We start from the raw sequence: 14,260 nt of genomic DNA, 5'->3' as shown, positions 1-14,260 counted from the left end.
GCCCCTTTACGCGGTTGCGCGGCGAAGCGAAAGCGCCTTGCGCGGGCCCGGCCGGGCAGGGCATGACGGGGCGATGAGCCCGTTCACCAGCCATATGCAGGCCGCCCTGGCCGAGGCCCGCGCCGCCGCCGCGCGGGGCGAAGTGCCGGTGGGTGCCGTGATCGTCGGCCCCAACGGGCGGATCGTGGCGCGGGCGGGCAACCGGACGCGTGAGCTGAACGATCCCACCGCCCATGCCGAAATCCTCGCGCTGCGGGCGGCCTGTGCCGCTGCGGGCTCCGAACGACTGCCGGGGCATGATCTTTACGTGACGCTGGAACCCTGCCCGATGTGCGCCTCGGCCATCAGCCAGGCCCGCATCGCGCGGCTGTATTATGGCGCGGCCGATCCGAAATCGGGCGGGGTGGCGCATGGGCCGCGGGTGTTCGACCACCCGCAAAGCCATCATGTGCCGCAGGTCTATGACGGCATCGGCGCGGCCGAGGCCGAGGCGCTGCTGAAAGCCTTCTTCGCCCCGCGCCGGTAGGCGCCCGTCAATAGGTGCGATAGGCCTGCCGGATCAGCGCGGCCAGATCGTCTGTCACCTTGCCGCCGGTAACATCCGAGACATAAAGGTTGATCTGCTTCGTCGGCAGCTCGGGCAGGGCGCCGCCATGCTGGATACGCTCGACATAGGGCGGCTCGCTGCCCTCGATCACCGTATGAACCGCCAGATCGGCGCTGACCGAGGCTTCGATCGTGCGGGTGGAATTGCTTTCCACCGCCATTTCCCAGGGGATGCCGGCGCGGTCCAGCGCCGACTGGACAGAGCCGCGGAAGATACAGCTGTTTTCATAGGCCAGCCGCAGCGGCCGCGATTTCCACGCCTGACCGCCAGGCGCGCCGATCCAGATCAGCGGCAGTTCGGTCAGGGTTTCGCCGCCGGCATCGGCCTCGTCTTCCGTTGTCAGGATGACATCAACCTCGCCCCGCGCGAACTGTTCCTTCAGGCGCCGGGTGAAGGATGACAAAAGCTGCACCTTCACGCGCGGATATTCGGTGTTGAACCGCTGCAGCACCTGCGGGATCGCCGGATAGACGATGTCATGGGGCACGCCCAGGATGACCTCGCCCTCGAATTCCTGCGCGGTCAGGCGGGCGTAGACCTCATCATTCAGGTCGAGCATGCGCCGGGCATAGCCCAGCAACTGCTCGCCCGTGGCGGTCAGCGCGATCTTGCGGGCGGTACGGTCCAGCAGTGTCAGCCCCAGCGCCTCTTCCAGACGCTTGAGCTGCATCGAGACGGCCGATTGGGTCAGGTTCAGAAACCCCGCCGCCCGCGTCACGCCCCCTGCTTCGGCGACGGCAACGAAGGAGCGCAGGGCGGTCATGTCCAGGTTTCGCGGCATATCACATTTCCTGATGGGTTGGATAACAATCATTCGTTTGAAGAATGTATCGCGCTCTGCCAAATATCAAGCATGATTATGGAAACGTGACGATGGTTCACAATTAAAGAAGAGTAACAGCTATGACCCAAGCAGCACCGCATTATGGCTCTGCCTTTGCCAAAAAAGGGCGCATTTCGATCCTTTCGCGTGTTTTTCATGCGGCGGGAGTGGCGCAACAGCGCCGTCGGCTTGCCAATCTGGACGACGCGCAGCTGCGCGACATCGGCCTGACCCGCGCCGAGGCGCTGGCCGAATCGCGCCGCCCGGCATGGGACGCGCCCACCGCGTGGAAATGCTGATCCGGATTTAATCGGAACAACTGTCCGGTTTCCGGGCGGAAACTCTTGAAAACAGGGCCGTGCTCGCCGATATTCCCGGTGAGGGCGGTCCTTTTCGTTGGTGCCGCCAGAAAAGTTACGCATTGGAGGCATCTTATGGCTGACTACAACACGATCCGTACGGGCCAGGCGGGTGTCCGCACCGCACAGGTCGACGAAGGGCTTCGCGCCCATATGAACAAGGTCTACGGCACGATGTCCGTGGGCATGCTGATGACGGCGGCGGTGGCCTGGGCGGTGGGGTCGAATGACGCGCTGCTGAGCATCTTCCGTGATCCGATCACGCTGCAGCCCAACATCCTGGGCTGGATCACCATGTTCCTGCCGCTGATCATGGTGTTCGCCTTCGGCGCCGCGATCAACCGGCTGTCGGCCGCCGGCGCGCAACTGTTCTTCTACGTTTACGCCGCCGCCATGGGTCTGTCGCTGAGCTATATTTTCGCGGTCTTCACCGGCTATTCGATCGCGCAGACCTTCCTTGTAACGGCGATTTCCTTCGCGGGGCTGTCGCTTTGGGGGTACACCACCAAGAAGGACATCTCCGGCTGGGGGTCGTTCCTGATCATGGGTGTGATCGGCCTGCTGGTCGCCTCGATCGTGAACATCTTCCTCGGATCGCCGGCGATCATGTTCGCGATCTCGCTTCTTGGGGTTCTGATCTTCGCGGGCCTGACCGCCTATGACACCCAGAAGATCAAGACCGACTATCTGCAACACGCCCATGCGATGGATGGCGAATGGCTCGAGAAATCGGCGATCATGGGGGCGCTGAACCTCTATCTCGATTTCATCAACCTGTTCATGTTCCTGCTGTCGTTCATGGGCAACCGCGAGTAAGCCAGACGACATGTGAATGCGAAAGGGCCGGCCATTGCGCCGGCCTTTTTTGTTCCGGCACGCAAGGAGGCGCGGAAAATGCTGCTTGAAGGATCCTGCCATTGTGGCGCTGTCCGCTTCACGGTTGAAGCCCGCCATCCCTATCCGTTCAACCTTTGCTACTGCTCGATCTGCCGCAAGACGGCGGGCGGCGGCGGGTTCGCGATCAATCTGGGGGCCTCGGCCGAGACGCTGACGCTCGAGGGCGGCGCGCATGTCCGCAGCTATCACGCCAGGTTGCACGAGGATGAAAGCGGCGAGGTGACGTATAGCGAGGGGGAGCGCAAGTTCTGCGGCCTGTGCGGATCGGCGCTCTGGGTCTGGGATCCGCGCTGGCCCGAGCTGCTGCATCCGCATGCCTCGGCCATCGACACGCCGCTGCCCGTGCCCCCCGAGCGCACGCATCTGATGCTCGGCAGCAAGGCGCCCTGGGTGGAGCCCTGCATTGGCCCCTCTGATCGGAGCTTCGAGGGATACCCGGACGAAAGCCTCGCCGCCTGGCACCAGCGCCTTGGGCTGGAACGCTGAGCCGCGCCACCGCCGCCCTCAGGGCCAAAGCCCGAAAACAAAAGGCCGCGCAGATCGCGCGGCCTTTCGGAACCTTAGGCGGGCAGGATCTTACTTGATCTTGCCTTCCTTGTACTCGACGTGCTTGCGCACGACCGGGTCGTATTTGTTCACCGTCATCTTCTCGGTCATCGTGCGGGCATTCTTCTTGGTCACGTAGAAGTGGCCGGTGCCCGCGGTCGAGTTCAGGCGGATCTTGATTGTGGTAGGTTTCGCCATGTTGCTTCTCCGTCGAGCGGGCCGCATATGCTGCCCGTCAAAAATCCTTGAAGCCCGCCTTTTACCTTTCGGCGGACGGGAGTCAACCGATAATCATGCGCGGATGGCCTGTAAGCCGGATTCTGTCCGGGGGCTTGCGCCCCCTGGATGACCATTCCTCTATGCCCGCCGTTACCGACGCGCTTTAGCTGCCAACCCGGATCTCTGGGGTGAAGCCCCCTGGGGGCGTGCCCCCGCGAAATCCCTATTTGGCATTGCTCCCGGTGGGGCTTGCCGTGCCGGCCCTGTTGCCAGGTCCGCGGTGGGCTCTTACCCCACCGTTTCACCCTTACCCCGGATCGGATCCGGGGCGGTTTGTTCTCTGTGGCGCTTTCCCTCGGGTTTCCCCGGCCGGGCGTTACCCGGCACCGTTGCTTCATGGAGTCCGGACTTTCCTCGGGTCGCCCCGCGGCCATCCAGCCATCCGCGCCTGATGCACTTAGGCAGTGCGCGGCCCCTGGTCAACGGGGAAGCGTTGGGCCAGTGCCTGTATCGCCCGCAAATCGGCGCCCTCCAGCGGGCCCGTGGCACCGGGGCGAAACCGCAGCCGGAACGCCGCCAGTATCGCATCCTCGCCGCAGTCCGCCGTGTAGCCAAAGCGGCGCGCCGCCGTCAGGAAGGCACCGTTCGGCGTGTCGGGCCGCGAAGAGCGCGACAGGTGCGCGGGCCAGACGGACAGGCCCTGAAGCGCCAGCCGCCGCCAGTCGAACCGCGCGCCGGGGTCGATCTTGCGGTTCGGGGCCATGTCGGAATGTGCGATGACCCGTTCGGGCGGAATCGCCCACCGCGCCATCGCCCCGGCCAGAAGCCGTTCCAGCGCGGCCATCTGCGGTTCGGGAAAGGGTGTGTCGCCGTCATTGGCCAGCTCGATGCCGATCGAGCGGGAGTTCACGTCGCCGACCGCGCCCCAGGCCCCGGCGCCCGCGTGCCAGGCGCGATTCTCTTCCCTCACCAGTTGGCAGAGCGTTCCGTTTTCGGCGATCAGGTAATGCGCCGAAACCTCGCTTGCCGGGTCGCACAGCCGATCGAGCGCGGCATCGGCGCTGTTCATCGCGGTGTAGTGCAGAACGATCAGATCGGGCCGGGCGCCATTGCGGCGCTCCCCGAAATTGGGGGAGGGGCGGGTCAGTACCCCCACCCCCGGATCACCGGTTGACGACCAGCCGGAACGGCGCGGGATCCCAGTAGCAGGCGAAACCGTCACCGTCGGGGTCGAGACTGTGCCGGTCCCGCTCGGGGCCGCCGGTGGCCAGGAACGCTTCTTGCGCAAGGTCGGGAGAGGCATATTTGGCGCAGTTGCGATCAAAGGCGCCGGCGCGCTGCAACCCGCCGCGGCGATAGATGCTTTCGCCCACGCGATTTGTCGTCGACAGCGCGAATTCCACGATGTTCGGGCCCGCAGAGCCGGCGCGCTCGGGCACGGCGGTGGGTTCGATGAACACATATTGCTCGCGCTGCGCCTCGATCCGCTCGCGGTCGCTCTCGATGGATTCGCGGGACGATACGGCCGAGAAATCCTGCTCGTCCGAGATGCCGGGGTTGTTCACGCTGGCCAGCGGTGTAGTGCCGGCCCCCGGTGTCAGCTCTTCCAGCCCGGCGGCTCCGTTCGGATCGTCGGACGGCAGGGCTGGGGATTCCCCGATCAGCTCGATCTCGCGATCCGACTGATAGGTGTCATAGCTGCCAAAGCCGGAATCAGGCACGGCCGGGGCGCAGGCGGATACCGCCAGAAGGCCAAGAACCGGAAAGATGAAACGCATCACAAGATCCTGCTCTTTACGAATTTTTTCGGGTTTTACCACCATTTCACCGGTTTGGAAACAAAGCCGGCGGCGGTCTCCAGCGCATAGGCCGTGTTCAACAGCGCGTCTTCCTGCCAGGGGCGCCCGATCAGCTGAAGCCCCAGCGGCAGGCCGGATTTGTCGAGCCCGGCGGGCACCGCGATACCCGGCAGCCCGGCAAGGTTGACGGTGACCGTGAACACATCGTTCAGGTACATCTGCACCGGATCGGCCTCTGCCATCTCGCCCAGGCCGAAGGCGGCCGAGGGCGTGGCCGGCGTCAGGATCGCGTCGATGCCGGTGGCGAAGACATCGTCGAAGTCCTTCTTGATCAGGGTCCGCACCTTGCGCGCGCGGTTGTAATAGGCGTCATAAAAGCCCGCCGACAGCACATAGGTGCCGATCATCACCCGGCGCTGCACCTCGTGGCCGAATCCCTGGGCGCGGGTCTTTTCATACATCTGGGTGATGCCGTCGCCCTGCGCCAGCGTCGCGCGGTGGCCGTAGCGCACCCCGTCATACCGGGCGAGGTTCGAAGACGCCTCGGCCGGCGCGATCACGTAATAGGCGGGCAACGCGTATTTGGTGTGCGGCAGAGAGATATCGACGATCTCGGCGCCCGCATCGCGCATCATCTCGGCGCCCTGGTGCCAGAGGCTTTCGATCTCTTGGGGCATGCCGTCCATGCGGTATTCGCGCGGGATGCCGATCTTCTTGCCGCGGATGTCGCCGGTCAGGGCGGCCTCGAAATCGGGCAGGGGCAATTTGGCGCTGGTGCTGTCCTTGGGGTCGTGCCCGGCCATGGCCTGCAGCATGATCGCGGCGTCGCGCACGGTTTTGGTCATCGGCCCGGCCTGATCCAGCGAAGAGGCGAAGGCCACCACGCCCCAGCGCGAACAACGGCCATAGGTGGGTTTCAGCCCGGTGATGCCGACAAAGGCGGCGGGCTGACGGATCGAGCCGCCGGTATCGGTGCCGGTGGCGGCAAGGCACAGATCGGCCGCAACGGCGGAGGCCGAGCCGCCGGACGAGCCGCCGGGGGTCAGGGCGGTATCATCATTGCCGCGCCGCCATGGGTTCACGGCATTGCCGTAGGCGCTGGTTTCATTGGACGATCCCATGGCGAATTCGTCCATGTTCAGCTTGCCCAGCATCACCGCGCCATTGTCCCACAGGTTCTGCGAGACGGTCGATTCGTATTCCGGGCGGAAGCCTTCCAGGATGCGGCTGGCCGCCTGCGAGGGCACGCCCCGGGTGCAGAACAGATCCTTGATGCCCAGCGGGATGCCGCACATGGCGGGCGCGTCGCCCGCCTTGATCCGCGCGTCGGCGGCCTTGGCCTGGGCCAGCGCGATCTCGGGGGTCTTGTGAACGAAGGCGCCCAGCGCGTCTGCGGCCTCGATCTCGGTCAGGCAGGCCTCGGTGATCTCGGCCGATGTGACATCGCCGGCGCGCATCGCGTCGCGGGCGGCGCTGATGGTCAGTTTCGAAAGTTCGCTCATTATTCAACCACCTTCGGCACCGCAAAGAAGCCCTCGCGCGCATCGGGCGCGTTGGACAGGATCTTGTCTTGCATGTTTCCGTCCGTCACCACGTCTTCGCGCCGTTTCAGCCGCATCGGCGTGACGCTGGTCATCGGTTCCACCCCGTCGATATCGACCTCGTTGAGCTGCTCCATGAAGGTCAGGATCTGCGAAAGCTCGCCAGCCAGCGCGGGCAGGTCGTTCTCATCCACGCTGATGCGCGCCAGATGGGCGACGCGGCGGGCGGTGTCGATGTCGATGGACATGGGTTTGCTCCGTTCAAGAGGTCGCGCATGGGTTTATCGCCGCGCGGGGCGGGCTGCAAGCCGCCGGTGTCGCGGATGGGGGCAAAGGTGCCGGGAAAGGGCTGGAAGAGGTTGGGGCGCACCGCTAGGAATGCCGAAATACCGGCAGAACCCATCCAGAGGCCCCGAAATGTCAGATCACAGTTTCATCCTTACGCTCAAATGCGACGACAAGCGCGGCATCGTGGCGGCGGTGTCGGGTGCGGTGTCGGCGCTGGGAGGGAACATTCTGGAGAGCAATCAGTTCCGTGATCCCGAAAACAACATGTTCTTCATGCGACTGACCTTCGCCACCGACGGCCGCGACGATGCAGATGAGCTGCGCGCGCGGCTGGCGCCGGTGATCACCGCCTATGACATGGATGCGCAGATCGTGGACGCCGGGCGGGTGCCGAAGATCATTCTGATGGTGTCGAAATTCGACCATGCGTTGTTGCATCTTCTTTACCAGATCAAGGTCGGCTGGCTGAAGGCCGAGGTGATGGCCATCGTCTCCAACCACGAGGACGCGCGCCGCGCCGCCGAGAACGAGGGGATCGCCTATCACCATTGGCCGGTGACGAAGGAAACCAAGCCGGCGCAGGAAGCCAGGCTGCTGGCGCTGGTCGAGGAGACGGGGGCCGAACTGGTGGTGCTGGCGCGCTACATGCAGGTGCTGTCGAACGATCTGAGCAAGCGGCTTGCGGGCCGGATCATCAACATCCACCATTCCTTCCTGCCCTCGTTCAAGGGGGCAAAGCCCTATCACCAGGCGCATGAGCGCGGGGTCAAGCTGATCGGGGCGACCGCGCATTACGTGACCGCCGATCTGGACGAAGGCCCGATTATCGAGCAGGAGACAGAGCGCGTCAGCCATGCCCTGACGGCCGAGGATTACGTGGCGGTGGGGCGCGATATCGAAAGCCGGGTACTGGCGCGCGCGGTGCGGCTGCATCTTCAGGGGCGGGTGCTGCCCAATGGCGCCAAGACGATCGTGTTCTCTCAGGCCTGAGGCACGGCGCGGTGGCGGCGATAGACCTCGATCATCCAGCCCAGCATGGCGGCGTTGAGGATATGCCACATGAAATGCGTGCCCAGAGGCCAGGCGGCGCATAGCGGCATGTCGAGCGTGCGGAACGTCAGCGAGACGATCAGCAGCGCTGCGCCGATGGCCAGCCCGCGCGCGGTGCCGGGGGCGCGGCGGCGCAGCAAGACCGCATAGATCGCGATCAGAAGCGGCACCGGCGCATAGCTGGCCGACGAGCCGAGCCAGGGCAGGCGGGCGAAAAGCGGCACCGTCGCCGCCGCGAAGGGAATGAACAGCGCGGTCAGCCCGAGGGCGGGCCAGGTCGCCAGGTTCCAGAAATGCCGGTTCGCCGTGTAGAGATAGAGCAGGATGAAACCGAGAATCGGCAGCACATCCGCCATCGAGGACCACGCCGTCGCATAGGTGTGGAACAGGAACGAGCCCACCCCGATCACCGCCAGCACGCCGGTCAGTGCCCGCGCCAGCGGCAGTTTTCCGGCGCCGATCCGCCGCCACATGATCAGCGCCGCGATCACGAAGGCGGCGTTCGTCAGCGCGTTGACAGGCTCGGCCCAGAAGGTGGCATCGACCCGCTCGCAATATGCGTCAACCTGTTGCGCCCAATTCATGTGACAATGCCCTCCGCTTTGCTAAGCTTGCCCCAGACAGACAGGGAGAGCGACATGAAAATTACGTGGTTGGGCCATTCCGGCTTTCGCATGGAGATCGGTGATCAGGTGTTGTTGATCGACCCATGGCTGACCGGCAACCCGATGTTCCCTGAGGCCCGGCGGGCCGAGGCCATCGCCGGCACGACCCACATCCTGATCACCCACGGCCATGGCGACCACACCGGCGACGCGCTGCCGCTGTCGCGCGAGCTGGATGCGCCGCTGGTGGGGATCTACGATCTGATGACCTGGTGGTCCGAGCAGGAGAACGTCAAGACCGTCGGCTTCAACAAGGGCGGGACCATCGCGCTGGGCGATGTCAGCGTGACGATGGTGAACGCGGTGCATTCCTCGTCGATCTCCGGCGCGAACGAGCCGATCTATACCGGCTCCGAGGCGGGCTTCATGATCGCCCATGGCGGGCGGACGGTTTATGTGTCGGGCGATACCGATGTGATGGCCGACATGAAGGTGTTCAACGATCTGCACGCGCCCGAGATCGGCATCCTGTGCGCCGGCGGGCATTTCACCATGGACATGCGCCGCGCCGCCTATGCCGCGAAGACGTTTTTCAACTTCAAGACGATCATCCCCTGCCACTATCGCACCTTCCCCCTGCTCGAGCAGTCGGCGGCGGTGATGAAGGACAACCTGCCCGAGGTGGACGTGATCGAGCCCGAGGTGATGGAGCCGATGACGTTCTGAGCCGCCGGGTTCAGAGCATCGTCACCACGACCTTGCCGGTGGATTTCCGGCCGCGCAGAAGCTCCAGTGCCTCGGCGGCGCGTTCCAGCGGCAGGACGTGGCTGATATGCGGCTTCAGTCGCCCGGCGGCGTGCCAGCCGAACAGCGTGGCCATGCTGCCGGTCAGCACCTCGGGGCGGAACGCCATGTAGCCGCCCCAGTACAGGCCGATGACGGAAATATTCTTCACCAGCAGGTGGTTGGCCGAAATCTGCGGAACCTCGCCGCTGGCAAAGCCGATGACGATGATCCGCGCCTCGGGATTGCAGGCGCGGAAGGCGGCCTTGAACTGATCGCCGCCGACAGGATCATAGACGACATCCGCGCCGCCCAGGGCCTTTACCGCCATGCGCAGATCCTCGGTCTCGCTGTCGATCAGGTGATCAGCGCCCGCCGCTTTCGCGGCCGCCAGCTTGTCGGCGCCGCGCGCGCAGGCAATCACGCGCGCGCCCATCAGCTTGCCGATCTCCACGGCCGTCAGCCCGACGCCGCCCGCCGCCCCCAGCACCAGAAGCGTTTCGCCGGGTTGCAGCCGCGCCTTGTGGTCCAGCGCCACATGCGAGGTGCCATAGGCGATCTGAAAGGCCGCGGCCTCTTCGACGCCCATGCTGTCGGGCAGGGGCACGCAGCGATCGGCCGGGAAGCAGCCGTAATCGGCCAGCCCGCCCGAGCCGGCGTAGACCGCCACCCGACGCCCCAAAAGCGACGGGTCGGCATCGGGCCCCAACGATTCGACCGTTCCGGCCAGTTCCAGCCCGAGGGTCGCGGGCAGCGGCGGCTTTTCCTGGTACTTCCCCTCGATCATCAGAAGGTCGGCGAAATTCAGCCCACAGGCCGCGATCCGGATCAAGACGGTATCTGCCTGCGGTTGTGGTATGGCACAGTGCGTCAGGCGCGGGGCTTGGCCGGTTTTTTCGATCTGAAAGGCACGCAAATCAATCCTCCTCCGGGGCCGGCCGGATCGCCGGGCGGCCATTCTTGCCAGATTTCGGAATAACGTAAAGCGCAGCTTGCCAGGGTCAGGGTTTTGCAAAGTGCATTGCAAAATGAAAAACACGCCAAAGGAGTATTCCATCTTTGCGAAACTTCCGGCGGGATAAGTGGGCCGAATTTCTGCATCTGCGTGGTGATGGATTTAAAGTGACTGAATAACAGGGATTTAACGGCGTTTCGATGCTGGCCGTGCGTTCCGTATGGACTTGGCACAATAATTGCTTACTTTTCTCAAAAGAGGAGTGCGACCATGAAACACCCCGTTGACGTTCATGTCGGCAAACGCATACGCCACCGTCGCTGGATGGTGGGTATGACCCAACAGCAACTTGCTGAACGTGTTGGAATCAAATTCCAGCAGATTCAGAAATACGAAACGGGAATGAACCGTGTCAGCGCCTCCCGGCTTTGGGATATCGCCGATGCGCTCGAGGTTCCCGTCAGCTTCTTCTTCGAAGGGCTGGGACAAAAGCACGCGGATGACATCGAAGCGGGCACAGCCCCCGCCGACATTCTGAGCGACAAGGAAGCGCTGGAACTGGTTCGCTCTTACTACGCGATCCCCGAAAATCAGCGCCGCCGCCTGTTCGAACTTGCCCGCGTCCTCAGCGACGCGGCGTGAGATCGGGTTGACGCCCAAGGCATTGGCAGGGTACCGCCGCAGGAACAGAGCGGAAATCACCCGCCTGAAATGCCGGGACCTTCGATGCAGGATATCAATCGTGACACGCTGATCGCCACGGCCCATGCCGTGGCCGATGTTGCGCGTGTCGAAACGCTGGCCTATTTCCGCGGGGCCGGGCTGAACATCGAAAACAAGGCCGATGGCGGGTTCGATCCCGTCACCGTCGCCGACCGTGCCGCCGAACGGGCGATGCGCGCCGAACTGGCGCGTCGCCGCCCCGAAGACGCGGTTCTGGGCGAAGAGATGGGGCCGACCGCCGGAACCAGCGGCCTGACCTGGGTGCTGGATCCGATCGACGGCACCCGCGCCTATCTTTCCGGCACGCCCACATGGGGGGTGCTGATCGCCGCCTCCGACGCGGACGGCCCGCGGTTCGGCATCATCGACCAGCCCTGGACGGGCGAGCGCTTTGTCGGCGGGCTGGGCGAGGCGCGGCTGGACAGCCCCCATGGCAGCCGCCCGCTGGCCACCCGCGCGCCGCGCCCGCTGTCGGAAGCGATCCTGTTCACCACCTTTCCCGAAGTGGGCACCGAGGCCGAAGGGCGCGCCTTTCACGCGCTTTCGGCACAGACGCGCCTGACGCGCTACGGGATGGATTGCTATGCCTATGCGCTGCTGGCGCTGGGGCAGATCGATCTGGTGGTCGAGGCCGGGCTGCAACCCTATGACATCCACGCCCCGATCGCGGTGATCGAGGCTGCGGGCGGTATCGTCACCAACTGGCGGGGCGGCCCGGCGCATGCGGGCGGGCGGGTCGTGGCGGCGGCGAATGAAACCGTGCTTGCCGCGGCTCTGGCCATACTTTCGAAGGCCGAAGACTGATCCGATGACACATGTTCTGATCCGCGATGCCGATACGATTCTGACGATGGACGATCAGCGCCGCGCGCTTTCGGGCGCCGATCTGCGCCTGCGCGGCGGTCAGGTGGCCGAGATCGGGCCGGGCCTGGCCCCCGGCGATGCCGAGATCGTGCTGGCCCGTGGCTGTGTCGTCACGCCCGGCCTTGTGAATACGCATCACCATCTGTTCCAGACCCTGACGCGGGCGGTGCCCGGCGGGCAGGATGCGCTGCTGTTCGGCTGGCTGAAGACGCTGTACCCGATCTGGGGCCGCTTCGGCCCGGAAGAGGTGCATGCCTCGGCCATTGTCGGGCTGGCGGAACTGGCGCTGTCGGGCTGCACCATGAGTTCGGACCACATGTATCTGCATCCCAACGGCGCGCGGGTGGATGACACGATCGCGGCGGCACAGCAGGTGGGGCTGCGGTTTCATCCGACACGCGGCGCGATGAGCATCGGCGAAAGCGCGGGCGGGTTGCCGCCGGATGGTCTGGTCGAGGACGAGGCGGCCATTCTGGATGACAGCATCCGCCTTATCGACGCTTTCCACGACGCGCGCGAGGGCGCGATGGTGCGGGTCGGGATTGCGCCCTGTTCGCCCTTCACGGTCAGCCGCGCGCTGATGCGCGATGCGGCGCTTCTGGCGCGCGACAAGGGGGTGCGGCTGCACACGCATCTGGCCGAGAATGACGAGGATATCGCCTATTCGCAGGCCCGCTTCGGCTGCCGCCCCGGGCAATATGCCGAAGATCTGGGCTGGACGGGCGACGACGTCTGGCATGCCCATTGCGTCAAGCTGGACGGGGCCGAGATTGACCTGTTCGCGCGTTCGGGCACGGGCGTGGCGCATTGCCCCTGTTCCAACTGCCGGCTGGGGTCGGGCATTGCGCCGGTGCGGGCGATGCGCGACGCGGGCGTCCGGGTCGGGCTTGGTGTCGATGGATCGGCATCGAATGACAGTGGAAATCTGGCGGCGGAGGCGCGTCTGGCGATGCTGCTGCAGCGGGTGTCACGCGGCGCCGATGCGATGGGCGCGTGCGAGGCGCTGGAGATTGCGACGCGCGGCGGGGCAGAGGTGCTGGGCCGGCCCGATTGCGGGCAGTTGAGCATCGGCAAGCGGGCGGATGTGGCCATCTGGGATGTGTCGGGGGTGGAAAGTGCCGGAAGCTGGGACAAGGCCGCGCTGCTGCTGGCGGGGCCGACCCGCGTGCGGGATCTGTTCGTCGAAGGGCGCCAGATCGTGCGCGACGGGCAGATGTGCACGATCGATCTGCCGCTGGCGGTGGAACGTCAGAACAGGCTTGCGGCGCGACTGGCCGACAAGCCGTTCATGCCATCGTGAGGCCGTCGGTGCCCCCGGCTCAGTCGGTCAGAGAGGGCGGCGGGCCGTCGTTCCCTTTTCCCTCGATATTCTGAAGCGGCAGGCGCCGGAACGGGTTGCGGGCGCTGCCCGTCATCCCGCGCATTCGGTGTGACACCGGGCCATTGCGCCTGTCCAGAGCCAGGCGAAACGCCATGATCTCTCGGGTTTCAAGGTTGAAGTAGCGGGCGATCTCGGCATCGCTCAGGCCGAGGTCGGTGAGTGTCCGAAGCGTGGCGGCCGGGAACGGGGCCATGGCTTCTTCCGCCGGGGTGATCATTTCAGCGGTCCGGTCCGGTTCGGACCATTTGGTGATTGAGCCGCATCTGGGCATTTCTGTTTCGGTTCCCCATGACTTTCCATACATCGTTTCCGCCTCCTCCTGCGGAAGTTCTCTGTCATGCCCCGTATCCGGGGCATTGGTCGTCGCGGTTCGCTGGTGTGTGATGTCCTTTCATGTTGCGGCGGGGTGCGGCCGCCGTTGCGAGTCCGAGGATAGGGACGGCCCGGTCCGCCTTCAACGGTCATGCCGCAAGGCGCCGCCGATCAGCCATCCCCCGCCGATGCGCGCGCAGCATGGTTCGCTCTGGTTTGAACGTAGTTCACAAGGCCTGCGCATAGGGTCTCAAGACGGGCTGCGCCGAAACGGGCGTATCGTCTGTTGCGGGGGCGGTGGCCGGAAGAAGCGCGAAACGCTTTGATTTCAATGAATAATATCAGAAGCTCGTCTTTTTATGTATCCCGTCGGGAAACAAAAAATGCTTCTGGGCGCGCATTGTTGCCCTGTGCGCGTGAATGCGCCGCAGAGCCATAAAGTTTGATCGGTGTCGCAGGATTCTTACAATCACTTGCGACACCCGTCGCGCTCGGCGACGGCGAGTTT

18 protein-coding genes and 1 other RNA gene are annotated in these 14,260 nt (G+C 64.9%); 9 read left to right on the top strand and 10 right to left on the bottom strand.

What is annotated here, in order from left to right:
• Nucleotides 1-73: 73 nt before the first annotated feature.
• Nucleotides 74-526 carry a nucleoside deaminase gene (locus GGR17_RS02590; protein ID WP_054538213.1) on the top strand — a complete coding sequence of 151 codons (453 nt, stop codon included), beginning with the start codon at nucleotides 74-76 and terminating at the stop codon, nucleotides 524-526.
• 7 nt (nucleotides 527-533) lie between these two features.
• Here GGR17_RS02590 and GGR17_RS02585 read toward each other — a convergent pair whose 3' ends face one another.
• Nucleotides 534-1,388, bottom strand: a complete 855-nt coding sequence (locus GGR17_RS02585; protein WP_054538214.1) for a LysR family transcriptional regulator — start codon at nucleotides 1,386-1,388, stop codon at nucleotides 534-536.
• A 122-nt stretch (nucleotides 1,389-1,510) separates the two neighbouring features.
• Here GGR17_RS02585 and GGR17_RS02580 point away from each other — a divergent pair, with 122 nt between their 5' ends.
• The 3 genes from GGR17_RS02580 (at nucleotide 1,511) to GGR17_RS02570 (ending at nucleotide 3,172) form a co-directional block, all read left to right on the top strand.
• Complete coding sequence (locus GGR17_RS02580; protein WP_037205927.1) at nucleotides 1,511-1,729, top strand: DUF1127 domain-containing protein; 219 nt, start codon at nucleotides 1,511-1,513, stop codon at nucleotides 1,727-1,729.
• Between the two features lie 135 nt (nucleotides 1,730-1,864).
• Nucleotides 1,865-2,605, top strand: a complete 741-nt coding sequence (locus GGR17_RS02575) for a Bax inhibitor-1/YccA family protein (RefSeq protein ID WP_054538215.1) — start codon at nucleotides 1,865-1,867, stop codon at nucleotides 2,603-2,605.
• A 78-nt stretch (nucleotides 2,606-2,683) separates the two neighbouring features.
• Entirely contained in the window at nucleotides 2,684-3,172 is a 489-nt protein-coding gene (locus GGR17_RS02570; protein WP_054540325.1) for a GFA family protein, read from the top strand.
• Nucleotides 3,173-3,262: 90 nt separating this feature from the next.
• Here the strand turns inward: GGR17_RS02570 and rpmG are convergent, their stop codons facing one another.
• The 6 genes from rpmG to gatC all read right to left on the bottom strand — a co-directional run bounded on the left by rpmG (nucleotide 3,263) and on the right by gatC (nucleotide 7,039).
• The gene (rpmG, locus tag GGR17_RS02565; RefSeq protein ID WP_011750518.1) at nucleotides 3,263-3,430 is read right to left on the bottom strand and encodes a 50S ribosomal protein L33; all 168 of its coding nucleotides are present in this window, start codon (nucleotides 3,428-3,430) and stop codon (nucleotides 3,263-3,265) included.
• 95 nt (nucleotides 3,431-3,525) lie between these two features.
• Nucleotides 3,526-3,897, bottom strand: an RNA gene (rnpB, locus tag GGR17_RS02560) — RNase P RNA component class A.
• Nucleotides 3,898-3,908: 11 nt separating this feature from the next.
• Nucleotides 3,909-4,607, bottom strand: coding sequence for an N-acetylmuramoyl-L-alanine amidase (locus tag GGR17_RS02555; RefSeq protein WP_255353387.1), 699 nt, complete (start codon nucleotides 4,605-4,607; stop codon nucleotides 3,909-3,911).
• Between the two features lie 7 nt (nucleotides 4,608-4,614).
• Nucleotides 4,615-5,229 carry a hypothetical protein gene (locus GGR17_RS02550; protein WP_054538216.1) on the bottom strand — a complete coding sequence of 205 codons (615 nt, stop codon included), beginning with the start codon at nucleotides 5,227-5,229 and terminating at the stop codon, nucleotides 4,615-4,617.
• 35 nt (nucleotides 5,230-5,264) lie between these two features.
• Nucleotides 5,265-6,752, bottom strand: a complete 1,488-nt coding sequence (gene gatA, locus GGR17_RS02545; RefSeq protein ID WP_054538217.1) for an Asp-tRNA(Asn)/Glu-tRNA(Gln) amidotransferase subunit GatA — start codon at nucleotides 6,750-6,752, stop codon at nucleotides 5,265-5,267.
• Nucleotides 6,752-7,039 carry an Asp-tRNA(Asn)/Glu-tRNA(Gln) amidotransferase subunit GatC gene (gatC, locus tag GGR17_RS02540; protein ID WP_037205941.1) on the bottom strand — a complete coding sequence of 96 codons (288 nt, stop codon included), beginning with the start codon at nucleotides 7,037-7,039 and terminating at the stop codon, nucleotides 6,752-6,754. The genes gatA and gatC overlap by 1 nt, the downstream gene beginning before the upstream one ends.
• Nucleotides 7,040-7,208: 169 nt before the next feature.
• Between gatC and purU the strand changes: the two genes are divergently transcribed.
• On the top strand, nucleotides 7,209-8,069 hold the full coding sequence (gene purU / locus GGR17_RS02535) for a formyltetrahydrofolate deformylase (RefSeq protein ID WP_054538218.1): 861 nt from the start codon (nucleotides 7,209-7,211) through the stop codon (nucleotides 8,067-8,069).
• Here purU and GGR17_RS02530 read toward each other — a convergent pair.
• Nucleotides 8,060-8,713, bottom strand: a complete 654-nt coding sequence (locus GGR17_RS02530; protein WP_054538219.1) for a ceramidase domain-containing protein — start codon at nucleotides 8,711-8,713, stop codon at nucleotides 8,060-8,062. The genes purU and GGR17_RS02530 overlap by 10 nt on opposite strands.
• 54 nt (nucleotides 8,714-8,767) lie before the next feature.
• On the opposite strand from GGR17_RS02530, the gene GGR17_RS02525 reads away from it, so the two are divergent.
• The gene (locus tag GGR17_RS02525) at nucleotides 8,768-9,460 is read left to right on the top strand and encodes a metal-dependent hydrolase (protein ID WP_054538220.1); all 693 of its coding nucleotides are present in this window, start codon (nucleotides 8,768-8,770) and stop codon (nucleotides 9,458-9,460) included.
• 10 nt (nucleotides 9,461-9,470) lie between these two features.
• On the opposite strand, the gene GGR17_RS02520 is transcribed toward GGR17_RS02525, so the two are convergent.
• Nucleotides 9,471-10,433 carry an NADPH:quinone oxidoreductase family protein gene (locus GGR17_RS02520; RefSeq protein ID WP_054538221.1) on the bottom strand — a complete coding sequence of 321 codons (963 nt, stop codon included), beginning with the start codon at nucleotides 10,431-10,433 and terminating at the stop codon, nucleotides 9,471-9,473.
• A 309-nt stretch (nucleotides 10,434-10,742) separates the two neighbouring features.
• Here GGR17_RS02520 and GGR17_RS02515 point away from each other — a divergent pair, with 309 nt between their 5' ends.
• From GGR17_RS02515 to GGR17_RS02505, 3 genes are all read left to right on the top strand, one after another.
• Nucleotides 10,743-11,114, top strand: a complete 372-nt coding sequence (locus GGR17_RS02515; RefSeq protein WP_037205956.1) for a helix-turn-helix domain-containing protein — start codon at nucleotides 10,743-10,745, stop codon at nucleotides 11,112-11,114.
• Between the two features lie 84 nt (nucleotides 11,115-11,198).
• On the top strand, nucleotides 11,199-11,999 hold the full coding sequence (locus GGR17_RS02510) for an inositol monophosphatase family protein (protein ID WP_157445513.1): 801 nt from the start codon (nucleotides 11,199-11,201) through the stop codon (nucleotides 11,997-11,999).
• Between the two features lie 4 nt (nucleotides 12,000-12,003).
• Nucleotides 12,004-13,359: an 8-oxoguanine deaminase gene (locus GGR17_RS02505; protein ID WP_054538223.1), complete on the top strand. Its 1,356-nt coding sequence runs from the start codon at nucleotides 12,004-12,006 to the stop codon at nucleotides 13,357-13,359.
• Nucleotides 13,360-13,378: 19 nt separating this feature from the next.
• Here GGR17_RS02505 and GGR17_RS02500 read toward each other — a convergent pair whose 3' ends face one another.
• Nucleotides 13,379-13,657: a hypothetical protein gene (locus GGR17_RS02500; protein WP_144244542.1), complete on the bottom strand. Its 279-nt coding sequence runs from the start codon at nucleotides 13,655-13,657 to the stop codon at nucleotides 13,379-13,381.
• Nucleotides 13,658-14,260 lie beyond the last annotated feature (603 nt).

Origin of the sequence: Actibacterium naphthalenivorans (genome assembly GCF_014196965.1) — a bacterium.
In the GTDB taxonomy this organism is placed as follows: domain Bacteria; phylum Pseudomonadota; class Alphaproteobacteria; order Rhodobacterales; family Rhodobacteraceae; genus Actibacterium_A; species Actibacterium_A naphthalenivorans.
Note: the sequence above shows the minus strand (reverse complement) of the source record. Positions and strands in the feature narration are given on the sequence as shown.

What these genes read in the sequence shown, in the direction of transcription:
- GGR17_RS02590 (WP_054538213.1), top strand. Translation starts at nt 74, where the DNA reads ATGAGCCCGTTCACCAGCCATATGCAGGCCGCCCTGGCCGAGGCCCGC.
- GGR17_RS02585 (WP_054538214.1), bottom strand. Translation starts at nt 1,388, where the DNA reads ATGCCGCGAAACCTGGACATGACCGCCCTGCGCTCCTTCGTTGCCGTC.
- GGR17_RS02580 (WP_037205927.1), top strand. Translation starts at nt 1,511, where the DNA reads ATGACCCAAGCAGCACCGCATTATGGCTCTGCCTTTGCCAAAAAAGGG.
- GGR17_RS02575 (WP_054538215.1), top strand. Translation starts at nt 1,865, where the DNA reads ATGGCTGACTACAACACGATCCGTACGGGCCAGGCGGGTGTCCGCACC.
- GGR17_RS02570 (WP_054540325.1), top strand. Translation starts at nt 2,684, where the DNA reads ATGCTGCTTGAAGGATCCTGCCATTGTGGCGCTGTCCGCTTCACGGTT.
- rpmG (WP_011750518.1), bottom strand. Translation starts at nt 3,430, where the DNA reads ATGGCGAAACCTACCACAATCAAGATCCGCCTGAACTCGACCGCGGGC.
- GGR17_RS02550 (WP_054538216.1), bottom strand. Translation starts at nt 5,229, where the DNA reads ATGCGTTTCATCTTTCCGGTTCTTGGCCTTCTGGCGGTATCCGCCTGC.
- gatA (WP_054538217.1), bottom strand. Translation starts at nt 6,752, where the DNA reads ATGAGCGAACTTTCGAAACTGACCATCAGCGCCGCCCGCGACGCGATG.
- gatC (WP_037205941.1), bottom strand. Translation starts at nt 7,039, where the DNA reads ATGTCCATCGACATCGACACCGCCCGCCGCGTCGCCCATCTGGCGCGC.
- purU (WP_054538218.1), top strand. Translation starts at nt 7,209, where the DNA reads ATGTCAGATCACAGTTTCATCCTTACGCTCAAATGCGACGACAAGCGC.
- GGR17_RS02530 (WP_054538219.1), bottom strand. Translation starts at nt 8,713, where the DNA reads ATGAATTGGGCGCAACAGGTTGACGCATATTGCGAGCGGGTCGATGCC.
- GGR17_RS02525 (WP_054538220.1), top strand. Translation starts at nt 8,768, where the DNA reads ATGAAAATTACGTGGTTGGGCCATTCCGGCTTTCGCATGGAGATCGGT.
- GGR17_RS02515 (WP_037205956.1), top strand. Translation starts at nt 10,743, where the DNA reads ATGAAACACCCCGTTGACGTTCATGTCGGCAAACGCATACGCCACCGT.
- GGR17_RS02510 (WP_157445513.1), top strand. Translation starts at nt 11,199, where the DNA reads ATGCAGGATATCAATCGTGACACGCTGATCGCCACGGCCCATGCCGTG.
- GGR17_RS02505 (WP_054538223.1), top strand. Translation starts at nt 12,004, where the DNA reads ATGACACATGTTCTGATCCGCGATGCCGATACGATTCTGACGATGGAC.
- GGR17_RS02500 (WP_144244542.1), bottom strand. Translation starts at nt 13,657, where the DNA reads ATGATCACCCCGGCGGAAGAAGCCATGGCCCCGTTCCCGGCCGCCACG.